Origin of the sequence: Flavobacterium sp. HSC-32F16 (assembly GCF_024171645.1) — a bacterium.
In the GTDB taxonomy this organism is placed as follows: Bacteria; Bacteroidota; Bacteroidia; order Flavobacteriales; family Flavobacteriaceae; genus Flavobacterium.
The window spans coordinates 21,992-37,144 of sequence record NZ_JALKAC010000014.1; the positions used below are offsets into that span (position 1 = coordinate 21,992).

Genomic DNA, 15,153 nt, shown 5'->3' on the forward strand with positions numbered 1-15,153 from the left:
CAATATTTAATCTATGCAAGATACTCTGATAGGAGTTGAATATCGGTAGAAATTGTGATATAAAAATTTAAAAAAGCATTAAGAACGAGGGTGAATCTTGTTTTTAATGCTTTTTTTCTGGGCAAAAAGGGAATTATTTTTTCAAATCGATTTCTTCTGTTACGCCGTCTTTTGTTACAGAAGCCAGCGTGTCGCAATCTCCATTGCCATAATCAATAGTTGCCGAGGCTCCGTTTTTGGTTACAGAAACAACTCCTTTTACAGCAAATGATTTTCGGCATGAAGCTTTAAATTCCAAAGGCGTTGTAATCTCTGCCGAATAAGTATCTCCGTTTGGTAAAGTAGTCGTGCCGCTTCCGGTAACTACAAACACATTATCTTCCCAATTAAACCAAGTGTTATAACCTGCAGTCATTTCTTTTACAAGAGAACCTTTTCTGCTGTACACACTTCCGTCATCAAAAGTAATCGTTAAATCTATTGCTGCGGTAGAAACCGGATGCGCTTCTGCCAATAAATCAGTTGATTTTACAGTTCGAACAATGCTTTTGCTTCCCTGTAGTTTTTTACCATTATGATAAAAACCTTCAAAAGTATAACTGATGGTTTGTGTAGAGGCCGAAAAATCATTAGAAAACGAAACAACCATTTTCCCTTTTACCGTATTTCCGTTGTCAAGCGTACAGCCGTCAACGCCAAAATCTACTGTTTTTGTAAAAGTATTATTCGTTAAAACTGTTGTAATAACAGCACAGCTAGGTAAAAAGTTTTTAATGCTGCCGCCGGGTTTGTTATTAATATTAAGCTGAGAACTAAATTGATCTTCGGCAATATTGGTAACATCGTCTATTGAAGCATCAATTTTGGCATTTGCAATAATCTCGTCGTTTGTAATTACTTTACTCGTTCCGTCGTTTGTGTTTTCATCAGAATTACAACTTGTAAATAAAGAGAAAGCGATACAGGTTCCAATTAATAAAAATTTTGTTTTCATAATAAATAGTTTTTTTGGTTTTACTTTTAATTAATGAATTCAAATTAGTATTAGATTGAGGTGTTTTTGGATTGTTTTTTAAATTAGTGTTGAAATTGTTGATATACTAACATAAAATAGACAACGTTTTTTTATTTAAAATAGTATATTTGGAATCGAAATGAATATTACTTCACAAATAAAACAGCCCATTATTGCCGAGATGGAACTTTTTGAAAAAAAGTTTCATGAATCGATGACTTCAAAGGTGGCATTACTGAACAGAATTACGTATTATATTGTAAATAGAAAAGGAAAACAAATGCGTCCGATGTTTGTATTTCTTACTGCAAAAATGGTTTCTGGCGGTACAGTAAACGAAAGAACCTATCGTGGTGCTTCGGTTATTGAATTAATTCATACTGCAACTTTGGTTCATGACGATGTGGTAGATGATAGTAATCGCCGTCGCGGATTCTTTTCTATAAACGCACTTTGGAAAAACAAAATAGCTGTATTAGTTGGGGATTATTTACTTTCAAAAGGATTACTGCTTTCTATTGATAACGGCGATTTTGATTTACTTCGAATCATTTCTGTAGCCGTTCGCGAAATGAGCGAAGGTGAATTACTTCAAATTGAAAAAGCCAGAAGACTCGACATTACTGAAGATGTGTATTACGAAATCATCCGAAAAAAGACCGCTACTCTTATTGCTGCTTGCTGTGCACTTGGGGCAAAATCTGTAATTGAAGATGATGTTCAGGTGGAGAATATGCGAAAATTTGGTGAATTGATCGGAATGGCATTTCAAATTAAAGATGACTTGTTCGATTACAGCGAAGAAGCCATTGGTAAACCAACCGGAATCGATATTAAGGAGCAAAAAATGACTCTGCCTTTAATTCATGTTTTAAATACTTGTACTCCGCAGGAAAAAAAGTGGCTGATAAACTCCATCAAAAACCACAACAAAGACAAAAAACGCGTAAAAGAAGTTATTGCCTTTGTAAAAAACAATAATGGTTTGGCTTACGCCGAAAACAAAATGGTGCAGTTCCAGCAGGAAGCACTTTCCCTTTTAGACAATTACCCGGATTCTGAATTCAAAGCGGCGCTTACCTTAATGGTTAACTACGTTATTGAGAGAAAAAAATAATTTCTTAATTAGATAATCAGAAAATTTCTTAATTATATAATTGGGTTACTTTGTTGTGAATCAGTTGTGTATTTCTGTGTGTTTGATGTTTAGCATTTTAAAGTTTAATTTTTTTTCACCCTCATGCAACCATTTTAAATCGACAATCGTCTATGCTAATAGAAGTCTGTTTCTAAAACCAAAAACCAAAAGCTTATAAATGAAAATTATTCATTTACATCAAGAAGAAACCAAAATCATAAAGCTGGCTGTCGAAAATAATCGTCAGGCGCAGCAGCAGATTTATAGCAAGTTTTCTTCAAAAATGTTAAGTGTTTGTCGACAATATATAAAAGACATTCAACTGGCAGAAGATGTAATGATTACAGCTTTCATGAAAGTGTTTACGAATTTGAAAAACTTTGAACATAAAGGAAGCTTTGAAGGCTGGATTCGCCGAATTATGGTTAACGAATGTATTTCGTATTTAAGAGTTCAGAAAAAAGTAAAATTTACCGAAGATGAATTTTTTGTCGAAGAAAGTTTTAATGAAATCGACAGTCAGTTTACAGTAGAACAAATTCAGTTTTTAATTGATGCTCTGCCGGATGGCTATAAAATGGTTTTCAATTTATACGCAATTGAAGGTTATAAACACAATGAAATTGCCAAGATGTTAGGAATTAATGAAGGAACATCGAAATCGCAATTATCGCACGCCAGGAAAATGCTGCAAACACAAATTACTATTTTAAAAAAACAAGATAATGGAACCGAATAATTTTGAAAAGGATTTCCGTGAAAAGCTAAATGAGCGAAAAATTGAACCAAGCGATAAAGCCTGGGATCGATTAGATGCGATGCTAAGTGTTTCAGAAGAAAAGAAACCAAAGAAAAAAAGAAAGCGGCTGTATATCGCAGCAAGTATTGTCGGTTTTTTATTAGTTGGATCTTTCTTTTTCAATCAAAAGAAAAATGTGATAGAAACACCTAAAAGTGTTGTAATTGAAGAAAATACCAGAAAAGATTCTGTAGTAAAACCAATTTTAAATAAAGTTGATTCAGTTGAAACTGAAGATATAATTGCCGAAAAAGCTTCATCAGAAACTTCAAAAAACACATTAAATAAACAAGAAAAGAACTTTAATCAAACACCAAATCAAAACCTTAAAAATGAACCTATTCAAATAGCGGAGTCTTCAATCATCAACAATCAAGAAAAACAATCCAATAGTAATCAAATCGTTATTGTCGAAAATCCTAAAAAAGAGAATGTTGACCAATTATTAGAAACAGCAGAAAAAACTGTTTTAGCAGAAAGTTCAGTAAAAAAATCAAAAGTAAAAATCAATGCTTCTGATTTACTAAATCAGGTCGACGGCGAACTGGAACTTTCGTTTAGAGAAAAAGTAATTACAAAAGTCAATAAAAACTACCAAACTGTAAAAGGGGCTTTGGCTAATAGAAATAAGCAGGAGTAGAGAATTAAGATTATAGAAGAAAGAAATTAGAATATAGATTTTCAGTTCCAAAGGAACTGTTCATATATCTAGGGTCGGGATTAAACCGATGAAATAAAGAATTTACCATTTACAATTCAGAATTAATAATTAAAAAAAATCATCATCAATCACAATCATTTAAAAAAAAATCAATCATGAAAAATTTTACCATCTATCTCGTTATCCTGGTTTTCTTATTTGTAAGCAAAGTTCTGGGACAGGAAACTTTTGAATCCAGAGCAAAGAAAATTGCCAATAAAATTGAAAAGATTACTAAAGAAGAAAAAGCAGCTCTAAAAGAAGAAATTGAAGCGGTAAATGTTCAATTATCAGAAGGAAAAATTACGCAGGAACAAGCTGATAAACGCAAAAAAGAATTAGCAGAAGCGAGAGCTGTAATTATTGAAGAAAAAGTGACTTTGGTACAAAACGAACTGAATGATTTGGTTCAGCAAAAAGTCGATGGAAAAATAAAAGAAGGAGATTCGCTAAAAAAACACGCTTTGATTGTTTATTGGAATAATAAAGAATGGAGTGATGATAAAAAAAGAAAAGATTCTATTCGCGGCGAAAAAAGAACAACATCACAATTTGTATTTGCAATGGGACTGAATAATACAATGGCCGACGGAAAATTACAGGATTCAAATTACCGTTTTATGGGGTCGCATTTTTACGAATGGGGTTTTACTTATAACTCAAGATTAATGAAAAATGATAATCTGCTTCACGCAAAATACGGACTTTCATTAATGTATAATAATATCCGCCCGACAGATAACAGAAGTTTCGTGGTAAACGGCGATCAGACGAATCTTGAAGTAAATCCGGTGCATTTAACAGAATCCCGTTTTAGAAATGTGTATGTAGCTGCTCCCGTACATTTAGAATTTGATTTTACCAAAGCAGGCGATAATAACGGAACTAAATATTTTAAAACTCACAGAAGTTTTCGTTTTGGAATTGGAGGTTATGCCGGAATCAACTTAAAATCAAAACAAATTTTAAAATTTGAAGAAGAAGATTTAAAATATAAAACAACGATCAAAGGAGATTATAATGTAAATAATTTTATTTACGGATTAAGTTCTTATGTAGGTTATAGAGCGTTGAGTTTGTATTGTAAATACGATTTGAATCCTATATTTCAAGATAATCTAACAAAAGAAAACAACATTTCTTTAGGTTTGCGTCTTGATTTAAATTAAGAGTGAAGTTTAAGTTTAGTTAGTAGAAAAAGCGCTTTGAAAGAGGCGCTTTTTTTAGTTTAATTTATCAAAATTAAGCTTGGATTTGTGTACTTTTACAGGCTCTCATTTTTAAAAAATAATTTACGTTTTGATTTCACAAAATACAATAGATACTGTTTTTGAAACTGCTCGCGTTGAGGAGGTTATTGGTGATTTTGTCAATTTAAAGCGTGCAGGAAGTAACTTTAAAGGATTAAGTCCGTTTTCAGACGAGCGTTCGCCTTCGTTTATGGTTTCGCCGGTAAAACAAATCTGGAAAGATTTTAGTACAGGAAAAGGCGGCAACTCGGTTAAATTCCTGATGGAGCATTCACAATTTACCTATCCGGAAGCTATTCGATATTTAGCCAAAAAATACAATATCGAAATCGAAGAAACGGAACAGACAGATGAAGAAAGAGCCATAACCGATGTACGTGAAAGTATGTACCTGGTTTCTGAATTTGCGTCGAAATATTTTCAGGATATACTTTTAAATTCAGAAGAAGGAAAAGCAATTGGTTTGTCTTACTTTAAAGAAAGAGGTTTTACCAATGAAACCATCAAAAAATTCAGTTTAGGATATTCTCCTGAAACCTGGGATGCTTTCACGAAAGAAGCACTAGGAAAAGGATATAAATTAGAATTTTTGGAAAGTACAGGTTTAACCATTCCAAGAGAAGACCGTCCGTTTGATCGTTTTAAGGGTCGTGTTATGTTCCCGATACAAAGTATGTCAGGACGAGTTCTGGGTTTTGGAGGACGTATTTTAACCAACGATAAAAAAGCGGCAAAATACCTGAATTCACCGGAAAGTGATATTTACCATAAAAGTAAAGTACTTTATGGAATTTATCAGGCGAAACAATCCATTGCCAAACAAAACAACTGTTATCTGGTGGAAGGATATACCGATGTAATTCAGTTTAATCAGGCTGGAATAGAAAATGTCGTAGCTTCGTCAGGAACAGCTTTAACTCCGGATCAAATTAGGTTAATTAATCGTTTGACTAGAAATATCACTGTTCTTTTTGATGGTGATGCGGCAGGTTTGCGCGCGGCGATACGAGGGATCGATTTGATTTTGGAAGAAGGGATGAATGTAAGAGTCTGTTCCTTTCCAGATGGAGAAGATCCGGATAGTTTTGCCCGCAAAAACTCACACGACGATTTAGTTGCTTATTTAGAAAATAACAGTAAAGATTTTATACAGTTTAAAGCTTCGATCCTGATGGGCGAGGCTAAAAACGATCCTATTAAAAAAGCCGATTTAATCAGGGATATGGTCAGCAGTATTTCTAAAATACCAGATCGTATTCAGCGTGAAGTATACATTCAGGAATGTGCCCGAATTATGGATATTTCGGAGCAGGTTTTGGTAAGTACACTGGCCCAGTTAATTCAAAAAGATCTTGCAGACGTTAATAAAAAGCAAAAGCAGGAACAAAAACCTTTTGAAGTTGTTCGAAACCAAAATCCAAAAAATGGCGGGTACTCTTCTGGAGGAGATCCCGAAGATCCAAGAACAGGTCCGCCCGATGATTATCCGGGAGACTATGGATATCCGGCACAACAGACAGAAAAAGTAGATATTTTATATGGTTTCGAAAGAAAAATTATAGAAATATTATTGCTTTACGGAAGTGTAGAAGAAGATTTTGAAGACGTTTTTCTAAAAGCGGATGAAGAAGGAAATGTAAAAGAAGTAAGTGAAAAACGAAGATATAAAGTGTATGAAAAAATTTATTTAAGTCTGCAGGAAGACGAGATAGAACTTTCAAATACTTTGTTCCAAAATATATTTTCCGGATTAATTGATTTTTATAATCAAAATGAAACTTTTAGTTTAGATAAATATTTGATGCATCTTCATCCTGATTTTGCTCAGGAAGTGACGAATATTTTAATGGAAGATGAAAAAGTAACCATTCACAACTGGGAAGGACAGAATATTTTTCCGAAACATAAAAGTGAAACAATTGAACAAAACGTTTCAGAAAGTATATTTTCAATGCGCTGGTTTCTGGTTTCAAAAATTATTGATGAATTAAAAAATACGCTGGTTTCTGACCCGCAGGATGATAATTCAGAATTGTTGTCAATGGTTATAGATTATTCTAAACTGCTCAATAATTTCTCAAAAAAACTAGGAAGAGTGGTAGTTTTATACCACGGAGGATAAAAATCAAAAAGCTCTATAGTGATTAACAATATAGAGCTTTTTTTATGGTTGATGATTTACCGAAGCAAATCAGGATACCACCAAATTAAATAATTTCTAAAGTCTTAGCTTTGTTTACTAAGTCAACTAAATTAGTAACATTTAGTTTCGTTAATAATCTTAGTTTGTAAGTACTGATCGTTTTTTCGTTCAGACTTAAGATTTTAGAAATCTCATTGTTTTTCTTACCATCACTTAAGTAACGTAAAACCTCGATTTCACGGTTAGAAAGTTTTCTGTACAAACGTTCGCTTTTGCTTTGTTTAGCAATAAGAGCCATGTTTTTGCGCACAGTTTCGTTGATGATAATTTTTCCTTCGTGTACTTTAATAATAGAAAGACCTAAAGTTTCAAGTTTTTCTGTTTTGTGTACATACCCGGCTACTCCTGCTTTGATAGCATTTGGAGCGTACATTTGCTCAGCTAAGTCACTGAAAATTACAATTTTTGTTTTTGGGAAATTTTTCAGAATAGACTTAACTTCGAAGATACTTGAAAGACCTTCTAATTCTAAATCTAAGATCAGAATGTCGATTTCCTTCGTTTGAAGAATATCTCTAACCATTGAAAAATTGCCTACGTTGGCAACAATTGAAATTTGATCGTGGTCTTTAAAATAAGACTTAACGCCAAAGTGAGTCACAGGATGATTGTCTGCAAGACATACTTTAATCATAATTTTACCTTTTTAGAATTGTTATCATGTTTTTGGAACTGTAAAATTAATAAATAAATTCTGTAATTAATTGCAGACAAATGTTAAAATATTTATTTTAACGTTTTTGGGATTAAACAAACTGGAATTGGATCCATTTTGTGCTTGTTGCTGGTGTTTAATCTTTTATAAATTTCAAAGACAGATTTTTCTCGCCCAGTAAAGTCATCCGCCGTATTTCCTGACTCTGAGGCGATCATTGCCCATTCCAGCTCGTCGTAACTTGCGCCCAATTGATCCTCATCTGTCCTGTTGTCGCCAAAAAGTCCATCGGTTGGAGCTGCTGTTAAAATTGAATCTGGAACCTCTAAAAACTCTCCTAAAGCAAAAACATCAGATTTCATCAAATCAGCAATCGGACTCAAATCGACACCGCCATCTCCGTATTTTGTATAAAATCCTACACCAAAATCTTCGACCTTATTGCCTGTTCCTGCTACTAATAGCCCGTTTATTCCTGCTAAATAATACAAAGAAGTCATTCTTATACGAGCTCGGGTGTTGGCTAATGATAAATTAACTTTTGTTGAATCTTTTGAGGTTGGCATAGTGCTCTTAAATGCTTCAAAAGTTGAAGTTAGATCCGTTTCTACACTCGAAACATTTGGAAAACGCTTTTTTAATTGTTCAATATGTTCTCTTCCTCTAGAAACCTGACTTTCAGCTTGATGAATTGGCATTTCGACGCATAAAACCTGTAAACCAGTCTGTGCGCACAGGGTAGAAGTGACCGCAGAGTCGACTCCGCCCGAAATTCCAATGACAAAACCATTCACTTTTGCGTTAGCAGCATAATTTTTTAACCATTCAACAATATGTGTATTTACTTTTTCTGTTTGAATTGTGCTTTTTTTAGCCATAATAGTTCAAGATTTAAGATACAGGGATGTATATTTGCAGAATTATTAAAGCGCATATACTACATATATATGTACTTTAATTCCAGCAACACAAATCTAATTAAAATAAAATGAAAATTTATCGCTTTGTAGTGGTTCTGTGCTTGTTTTTTTTGTCTTGTGACCAAAAAACAAAGGTTGAAAAAGAGGTTGAAGAAATCCCGGTTGATATTAAAGTAGAACGTTTTGATAAGGTATTTTTTGAAACCAAACCAGAAGATCTGGCTAAAGTAAAAAAACAATATCCGTTCTTTTTTCCTGAAGGAAATGATGATAATGTATGGCTTCAAAAAATGCAGGAACCAATCTGGAGAGAGGTTTATGCGGAAGTACAGAAAAAATACGGCAATTTTGAGCCCGTTCGTGAAGAGTTTAACGAGCTTTTTAAACATGTAAAATATTATTTTCCTAAAACAAAAACACCAAAAGTTATTACCGTAATTGGTGAAATGGATTATAATGCAAAAGCAATTTATGCAGACAGTCTTGTAATTGTTGCCTTAGAATTGTATTTAGGAAAAGATCATAAGTTCTATGAATTTCCAGCGTATTTAAAATACAATTTTGAAGAAAAACAAATTATGCCCGATGTAGTTTCGAGTTTTACCTACCGAAACATTCCGGCTTATCCGGATAAAAATTTAGTATCTCAAATGATTTTTGAAGGAAAACAATTGTATGCAAAAGACCTGCTTCTGCCTAAATATACAGATGCTGAAAAAATTGGATATACACCTGAACAAATAAAGTGGTGCGAAGAAAATGAAGCCTATATGTGGCGATACTTTCTTGAAAAAGAAATGTTGTACGGTTTAGACCCTAAATTAACGACACGTTTTATAGCTCCGGGTCCGTTTTCTAAATTCTATCTTGAAATAGATAACGATTCGCCGGGAAGAGTAGGCGCCTGGATTGGATGGCAGATTGTTCGTTCGTATATGAAAAACAACAACGTTTCACTGTCGGAATTATTAAAAGTAAATGCAAAAGAAATTTTCGAAAAGTCAAAATATAAACCTAAGAAATAATGTCAAATACAATAAAATCAGAAATTAAATTCAACGTCGAATTAGACGAAAACCGCGTTCCGGAAAAATTAACATGGAGCGCACAAGACGGAGGCGTTCAGGCTGAGGAAGCAAAAGCTATAATGCTGTCTATTTGGGATAGTAAGGCGCAGGAAACTATGCGTATTGATTTATGGACAAAAGATATGCCGGTAGACGAAATGAAAATTTTCTTCCACCAGACATTAGTAGCAATGGCCGATACTTTTAAACGTGCAACCGATGACGAAAAAATGTCGGATACAATGAAAGATTTCTGCGACTACTTTGCAGAAAAACTGGAACTGACTAAGTAATAGAAATTCCAATATTTTAAAATCCCAAACTCCAAATTAAAATTGGAGTTTGGGATTTTTTTTGAATATATAATTTTAAAAAAACGCCGTAAGACTTAAGTTTTAAGGCGTTTTTTTATGCTGTTCAGTAATGCTGAAAAAGTTTTTAAGTCATTAAAAACGCTTTTTATAAGGACTGAAAAATGTCTTATTCTGATAGTTTTATGCCGTTTAGGGGTACATCTTGGAATTGTAATTCCAATACATTTATTTAATCGTTATCGTATAACAATTGAAATTAAATATTGTGTTTCAAAAAAAATAACCCCATAAGTATCATCAAATAAAAGCCTATATACCAGTAATTAATAAAAAATAATATAAAAATGAGTTTTTTAGCCAAATTAGAATTAGACAACGAAATTTTTAATGTCCTAGAATTTGATGTTCAGTTTATTCAAAATGTTGATACTAACGGAAAACCAGCCAATAAAGCAAAAGGCGGACAGATAAAACTTGTTATAGAAAGCACCCAAACCGATTTGTTTTCGGACTGGATGGTTTCGCAGACTAGTGTAAAAGATGGAAAAATTATTTTCTATCGCAGAGATGCTATGAGTACTATGAAAAATGTAACCTTTAAAAAAGCTTATTGCATATCGCTGCATAAAAGTTTCAGAAGTGAAGGATCAGTTCCTATGGTTACCGAAATTCTAATTTCTTCAAATGAAGTAAAAATAGGAAATACACTTTTTGAAAATAACTGGAAAAATTCATAGACATCTTAACAAACAATCACCATGGCATTACAAACCATAACCACCATTAAAGTAGGCGAAATCAGAATTACCAATTTCAATAAATTAAAAATTTTTCAAACCATCCACGATCATCATACTTTTTCATTTGAAGTACGACAGGATTTATTAGTTGACGAGTTTAAAAGTGTGATGCCTTTTTCTCAAAAACTGTACGGGGAGAAAATCAGCATCGAAATAAAACCTATAGACGGTCTGGAAGATCTCATCATTGGCGCAGACCTTAAACATTATACCATGCAGTTCTATGGTGTTGTAACCAAAGTAAAACTGCAGAAATCCAATGTAAAAGATATAGAAGAAATTATCGTAATAAAAGGAAAAAGCTCCACGATAGCACTGGAAAACGGTCCTGAATGCAATTCTTTTACCAATATGACCCTGAGCGATATTGTAACCAAAGTAAAATCAGGCTGTGATATTGATATGGATGTAAGACCTTTTTACTTAGAAAACCTGCCTTATACGGTGCAGTATAACGAAAGTAATTTCTCTTTTCTAAACCGTCTGGCAAAAAGAAACGGACACTGGCTGTACTATAACGGACGCACAACTGTTTTTGGAAGTCCCGGCGGTGTGGGCGGACAGCCGCAATTAGTTTACGGGGTGAACATGCAGGATTTTGATTATACCATTAAACTCCTGCCAGCAATGTTCAAAGTAATAGAAAATGACAACCGCGACGGTAGTTATAGAACCGATGAAACCTTAAAATACAGAAGGGAAGCCGACGGTTTTCAGCAGAACTTTTTAAATAAATCCAATGAGTTCTTTAATAAAGAAACCATAATGCAGCTCAACCAGAATCCTGTTGGAGGATATGCACGACGATCCTCAGAAGAATATGCCAAAAACAAAATGCGCGAAATTCTAAGCCGTTTAACAGAAGTAAAAGCCTCAAGCGAAGTTCCGGGAATTACGATAGGAAACGAAGTCAGGATAGTAGGTGTCGACGTACAGCTGGAAAGCTCATACCGTGTAACGCAGATAACCCACATTTGCGACGACGGAGGCGGTTATGAAAACTATTTTACAGCCGTAAACTTTAACGGTTCTGTGTTTTCTCCCCAAACCGATCCTGATTTAGTGCCGTTCTGCAGAAGCCAGACCGCCATTGTAACGGCCAATGCAGACCCGGACGGACTCAGCGGTATACAGGTGCAGATGCCGTGGCAGGAAGACAAAGGCGAAACCACTCCTTATATTCCCTTCATGCAGAAATACGGAGGTGATGCCAGAGGAAACCATGTATTGCCGGAAATTGGCGATACTGTTTTTGTAGATTTTCAGGGCAATAATGCCGAACTGCCTATTGCAATAGGAACCATAACCAGCAGAAAAGAAAAAAGCGGTTTCAGCACACCAAATAATGATTTAAAGGTCATGAAAACCCGTTCTGGAATTACCAGTATTATGAATGATGCTGATGGCAGTGTTTCTATAGAAGATCCAAGCGGCAATAAGTATTTTATGGATGGAAACGGAAATACAACTGTCGACGCTCCTAAGAATTTTACCATTAATGCAGGAGAAAATATACGCATAAACGCAGGACAGAATATGGATGTCAATATTGGTCTGCATAAAACCGATACAATTGGAGGAGATTATACAGAGAAAATTACAGGTTCGAAATTTCTTTCTATTGGAATTGATTTCTTTCTTACAGTTACAGGAAGCTTAAGTGAGTGGATAAAAGGAAATAAAAAGACTGAAAGTAAAGACATTCAAAAACGTGCTAAAAACATATTGATAAACAGCACCGAGGCAGATATTACAATGTTAGGCGCCAAAAATGTAAACAATCACAGTGGTGAAGACTCTATAAACGCATAATCATGAGTATAATAAGTATTATTGAAGGAACATTAACAGAAACAGCATCAGGTAATATTGAAATTCATGCCACCGAAGGAAATCTTACTATAGCTGCGGCCCAGCATAATATCCAATATGGAAAAGAAGGCACAACTTATCACGATTATGAACCGCTGCACCCGGAAGATTCATTTAATGATGCCATTGAGGTAAGCTTGAATATCTTTTTTGACGGAACACAAAATAATAAAACCAATACAGAAGCAGGAACAAACCATAAAAACTCCAACAAAGAAAACGACAGCTATACCAACGATTTTACCAACATAGCCCGAGGTTACGATGCTGTAGATCCTAACGAAATTTTTCAAAAAGCATTATATATTGAAGGTATTGGTACTGAGGATCTTGAAAAAGACGATGTTTTTCCTGACGTAGCAACTGGTATGGGGTATAGAGGTATTGCAGCAAAGGTGGTAAAAGCCTGTGTAAAAGCACCTGTTGAACTGAAAAAATATAAAAATAAGAACATTGCTATCTTAAAAATCAATGTATACGGTTTTAGCCGGGGTGCCGCCGCAGCTAGGCATTTTTTGTATGTAGCCAATACTCCAGCACTCATATACAGTATACTGCCCAATAATAAGGTACAGGTTGTTGCACCGGGTTATTATGAAGGCATGGAAGATAAAAAAGCAATACTAACCATAACAGACAATCCTCTACTTGGCAAACATGGTTATTTTGCGGCCTGTTTGTTAGATGGAGAACTTACTATACAAGAAATCCAGTTTAATTTTGTCGGCCTGTATGATACAGTCGCTTCTCACGGATTTTATCATGGCAACGATGTCGAAGATTTACATTTAGATGTAGGCAGGCGGGCAAATTTTGTTGTTCAGTTATCATCAGACGATGAATATCGTGAAAATTTTGATCTCACCAACATCAAAAGTGCCGGACTGCACGGTCTTGAACTGACACTGCCGGGTGTGCACTCAGACATTGGGGGATCTTATATAAACGGAGCTGTAGAAACCTCGGTCTTGTATCATAAAAGAGAAAGTATATACAATAAAATGATTCATCATTCTGATGAAGAAGTACAAAAATTAAAAAAAATTGTAACTAATGAAGGCTGGTACCTTAAAAACCAAATTCAGGCAGGTTCATTTCATAAATCAGATTATGAACCCCAAAAAACAAAAAAAGGCTCTGTCGAGGACTTAGAAACATATTATGCCGTAATAGGAACAAGAAAATTATACAACACTTTTGATCAAATCCCGCTGAACTTAATGTTCCATTTCTCTAAGGACAGAGATGTTAAATATGATTCAAATGCAGAAAAAAAACATGAGATTGGAGATAATTTCATGAAAATGATCAGCAATAATTTAAACCGCTATGTAAATGCCTGCAATGACCTGCGTAATAGTTATATAGAAATGTACAAAGAAAATCTGATAGACAAACAGTCTATAGATCATGATTACCTATGGAAATTAAAAAAACTATCTTACTGGGATTACCTTGATCTAGAAAGCCTTCATAAATTAAGAAACGAATACCTGCACTGGTCTGTAAAAGCCAATGAAATTGGGCTTGGCGGGCGCGAAAGCCAGGCACCTGCAAAAGAAGGGGCATTACACGAAAAATACCGCAAAAGAGAAATACACAATGGATAAAAAAACTATAAAACTTTTAATCTGCTTTTTAGCCTCTATACAAATAACAAGCTGTCAAATGATAAAAGAAAAAACACCTGAATGGCATGCAGAAATGTGCCATCCTGAAAATAAATATAGAATAGATATAGTAAAAGACAACATTTTTACTCTGGAAGGCCTACAAGCTGGGCTTCCTTATGGAGGATCTTCGGGTAATTGGGGAGATTCCGGAAAAATGTGGACAGAACAGCATGGCACACCCATTGGCGCAGATATTACTTATTATGCTGGTTACGATAACACTTTTTACAGGTTAAAAATACAACTTCCTGTAGAGAAAATGAAAGATCTTGTAAAACGAAACTATGCTTTTAAAGAAATTAAAGGAAAAACTGTTAAAGAATATGTTTACGAAGGCGATACAGATTTAAGTTACATTCAGGATACAGAGGCTTCATACAGATCTTACGATGCTTTTACAAGTCTTATTTTTGGCTTTGCCCCAAAAGGCATGGTGGTAATCTGGGCCAATTACGGTTTAACAGTAATTGAAATTGGACGGTATCAAGCCGAAATAATTACAAATAAAGAGGAACTGCAAGATGCCAAAAATAAGTATTTAAAAATTTGGCGTTTTTCTCCGAAACGTTTTGATGATCTGGCAAAAGACTTTTTTGTACCAGATGCCAATTGTGAGTTGTGGGATACTTATCGCATTCGTTATAACTGGAGACCCGTTTTTATATCTGAGAACCCGCAATTTAAAATCTTTGAAGTTGATACAGAATATTATAATGCCGAAAAAGACCAAATGCTGCGCCCGTGGCT

Annotated in this window: 14 protein-coding genes; 11 read left to right on the forward strand and 3 right to left on the reverse strand. The window is 34.5% G+C overall.

Annotated elements, in window-relative coordinates; translation table 11 throughout:
* Window positions 1–133: 133 nt before the first annotated feature.
* Complete coding sequence (locus L1276_RS25125) at window positions 134–994, reverse strand: hypothetical protein (RefSeq protein WP_253792625.1); 861 nt, start codon at window positions 992–994, stop codon at window positions 134–136.
* A 160-nt stretch (window positions 995–1,154) separates the two neighbouring features.
* Here L1276_RS25125 and L1276_RS25130 point away from each other — a divergent pair, with 160 nt between their 5' ends.
* The 5 genes from L1276_RS25130 (at window position 1,155) to dnaG (ending at window position 7,024) form a co-directional block, all read left to right on the forward strand.
* The gene (locus L1276_RS25130; protein WP_253792626.1) at window positions 1,155–2,132 is read left to right on the forward strand and encodes a polyprenyl synthetase family protein; all 978 of its coding nucleotides are present in this window, start codon (window positions 1,155–1,157) and stop codon (window positions 2,130–2,132) included.
* Window positions 2,133–2,331: 199 nt separating this feature from the next.
* Complete coding sequence (locus L1276_RS25135) at window positions 2,332–2,892, forward strand: RNA polymerase sigma factor (protein WP_253792627.1); 561 nt, start codon at window positions 2,332–2,334, stop codon at window positions 2,890–2,892.
* Window positions 2,879–3,592 carry a hypothetical protein gene (locus L1276_RS25140; RefSeq protein WP_253792628.1) on the forward strand — a complete coding sequence of 238 codons (714 nt, stop codon included), beginning with the start codon at window positions 2,879–2,881 and terminating at the stop codon, window positions 3,590–3,592. Before L1276_RS25135 ends, L1276_RS25140 begins: the two co-directional genes overlap by 14 nt.
* A gap of 176 nt (window positions 3,593–3,768) precedes the next feature.
* Window positions 3,769–4,821, forward strand: coding sequence for a hypothetical protein (locus L1276_RS25145; RefSeq protein ID WP_253792629.1), 1,053 nt, complete (start codon window positions 3,769–3,771; stop codon window positions 4,819–4,821).
* 130 nt (window positions 4,822–4,951) lie between these two features.
* A complete protein-coding gene (dnaG, locus tag L1276_RS25150) occupies window positions 4,952–7,024 on the forward strand; it encodes a DNA primase (protein WP_253792630.1) in 2,073 nt (690 codons plus the stop codon).
* Window positions 7,025–7,109: 85 nt separating this feature from the next.
* Here dnaG and L1276_RS25155 read toward each other — a convergent pair whose 3' ends face one another.
* Window positions 7,110–7,739 carry a response regulator transcription factor gene (locus L1276_RS25155; protein ID WP_253792631.1) on the reverse strand — a complete coding sequence of 210 codons (630 nt, stop codon included), beginning with the start codon at window positions 7,737–7,739 and terminating at the stop codon, window positions 7,110–7,112.
* A gap of 92 nt (window positions 7,740–7,831) precedes the next feature.
* Window positions 7,832–8,638 (reverse strand): NAD(+) synthase, encoded by an 807-nt coding sequence (gene nadE / locus L1276_RS25160; RefSeq protein WP_253792632.1) that lies wholly within the window; start codon window positions 8,636–8,638, stop codon window positions 7,832–7,834.
* A gap of 110 nt (window positions 8,639–8,748) precedes the next feature.
* Here nadE and gldB point away from each other — a divergent pair, with 110 nt between their 5' ends.
* From gldB to L1276_RS25190, 6 genes are all read left to right on the forward strand, one after another.
* Window positions 8,749–9,705 carry a gliding motility lipoprotein GldB gene (gene gldB / locus L1276_RS25165; RefSeq protein ID WP_253792633.1) on the forward strand — a complete coding sequence of 319 codons (957 nt, stop codon included), beginning with the start codon at window positions 8,749–8,751 and terminating at the stop codon, window positions 9,703–9,705.
* The gene (gene gldC, locus L1276_RS25170) at window positions 9,705–10,040 is read left to right on the forward strand and encodes a gliding motility protein GldC (protein WP_253792634.1); all 336 of its coding nucleotides are present in this window, start codon (window positions 9,705–9,707) and stop codon (window positions 10,038–10,040) included. Before gldB ends, gldC begins: the two co-directional genes overlap by 1 nt.
* A gap of 365 nt (window positions 10,041–10,405) precedes the next feature.
* A complete protein-coding gene (gene tssD, locus L1276_RS25175; protein WP_253792635.1) occupies window positions 10,406–10,798 on the forward strand; it encodes a type VI secretion system tube protein TssD in 393 nt (130 codons plus the stop codon).
* 21 nt (window positions 10,799–10,819) lie between these two features.
* Window positions 10,820–12,673, forward strand: coding sequence for a phage baseplate assembly protein V (locus tag L1276_RS25180; protein ID WP_253792636.1), 1,854 nt, complete (start codon window positions 10,820–10,822; stop codon window positions 12,671–12,673).
* Between the two features lie 2 nt (window positions 12,674–12,675).
* Window positions 12,676–14,343, forward strand: coding sequence for a phospholipase effector Tle1 domain-containing protein (locus L1276_RS25185; RefSeq protein ID WP_253792637.1), 1,668 nt, complete (start codon window positions 12,676–12,678; stop codon window positions 14,341–14,343).
* A gap of 58 nt (window positions 14,344–14,401) precedes the next feature.
* Window positions 14,402–15,153 (forward strand): DUF2931 family protein (locus L1276_RS25190; RefSeq protein WP_253792638.1); only part of this gene is annotated, 752 nt, incomplete at its 3' end.

Coding starts and splice junctions, on each gene's coding strand:
- L1276_RS25145 (WP_253792629.1), top strand. CDS start 3,769: ATGAAAAATTTTACCATCTATCTCGTTATCCTGGTTTTCTTATTTGTA.
- tssD (WP_253792635.1), top strand. CDS start 10,406: ATGAGTTTTTTAGCCAAATTAGAATTAGACAACGAAATTTTTAATGTC.
- L1276_RS25185 (WP_253792637.1), top strand. CDS start 12,676: ATGAGTATAATAAGTATTATTGAAGGAACATTAACAGAAACAGCATCA.
- nadE (WP_253792632.1), bottom strand. CDS start 8,638: ATGGCTAAAAAAAGCACAATTCAAACAGAAAAAGTAAATACACATATT.
- L1276_RS25130 (WP_253792626.1), top strand. CDS start 1,155: ATGAATATTACTTCACAAATAAAACAGCCCATTATTGCCGAGATGGAA.
- L1276_RS25140 (WP_253792628.1), top strand. CDS start 2,879: ATGGAACCGAATAATTTTGAAAAGGATTTCCGTGAAAAGCTAAATGAG.
- gldC (WP_253792634.1), top strand. CDS start 9,705: ATGTCAAATACAATAAAATCAGAAATTAAATTCAACGTCGAATTAGAC.
- L1276_RS25155 (WP_253792631.1), bottom strand. CDS start 7,739: ATGATTAAAGTATGTCTTGCAGACAATCATCCTGTGACTCACTTTGGC.
- L1276_RS25180 (WP_253792636.1), top strand. CDS start 10,820: ATGGCATTACAAACCATAACCACCATTAAAGTAGGCGAAATCAGAATT.
- L1276_RS25125 (WP_253792625.1), bottom strand. CDS start 994: ATGAAAACAAAATTTTTATTAATTGGAACCTGTATCGCTTTCTCTTTA.
- L1276_RS25135 (WP_253792627.1), top strand. CDS start 2,332: ATGAAAATTATTCATTTACATCAAGAAGAAACCAAAATCATAAAGCTG.
- gldB (WP_253792633.1), top strand. CDS start 8,749: ATGAAAATTTATCGCTTTGTAGTGGTTCTGTGCTTGTTTTTTTTGTCT.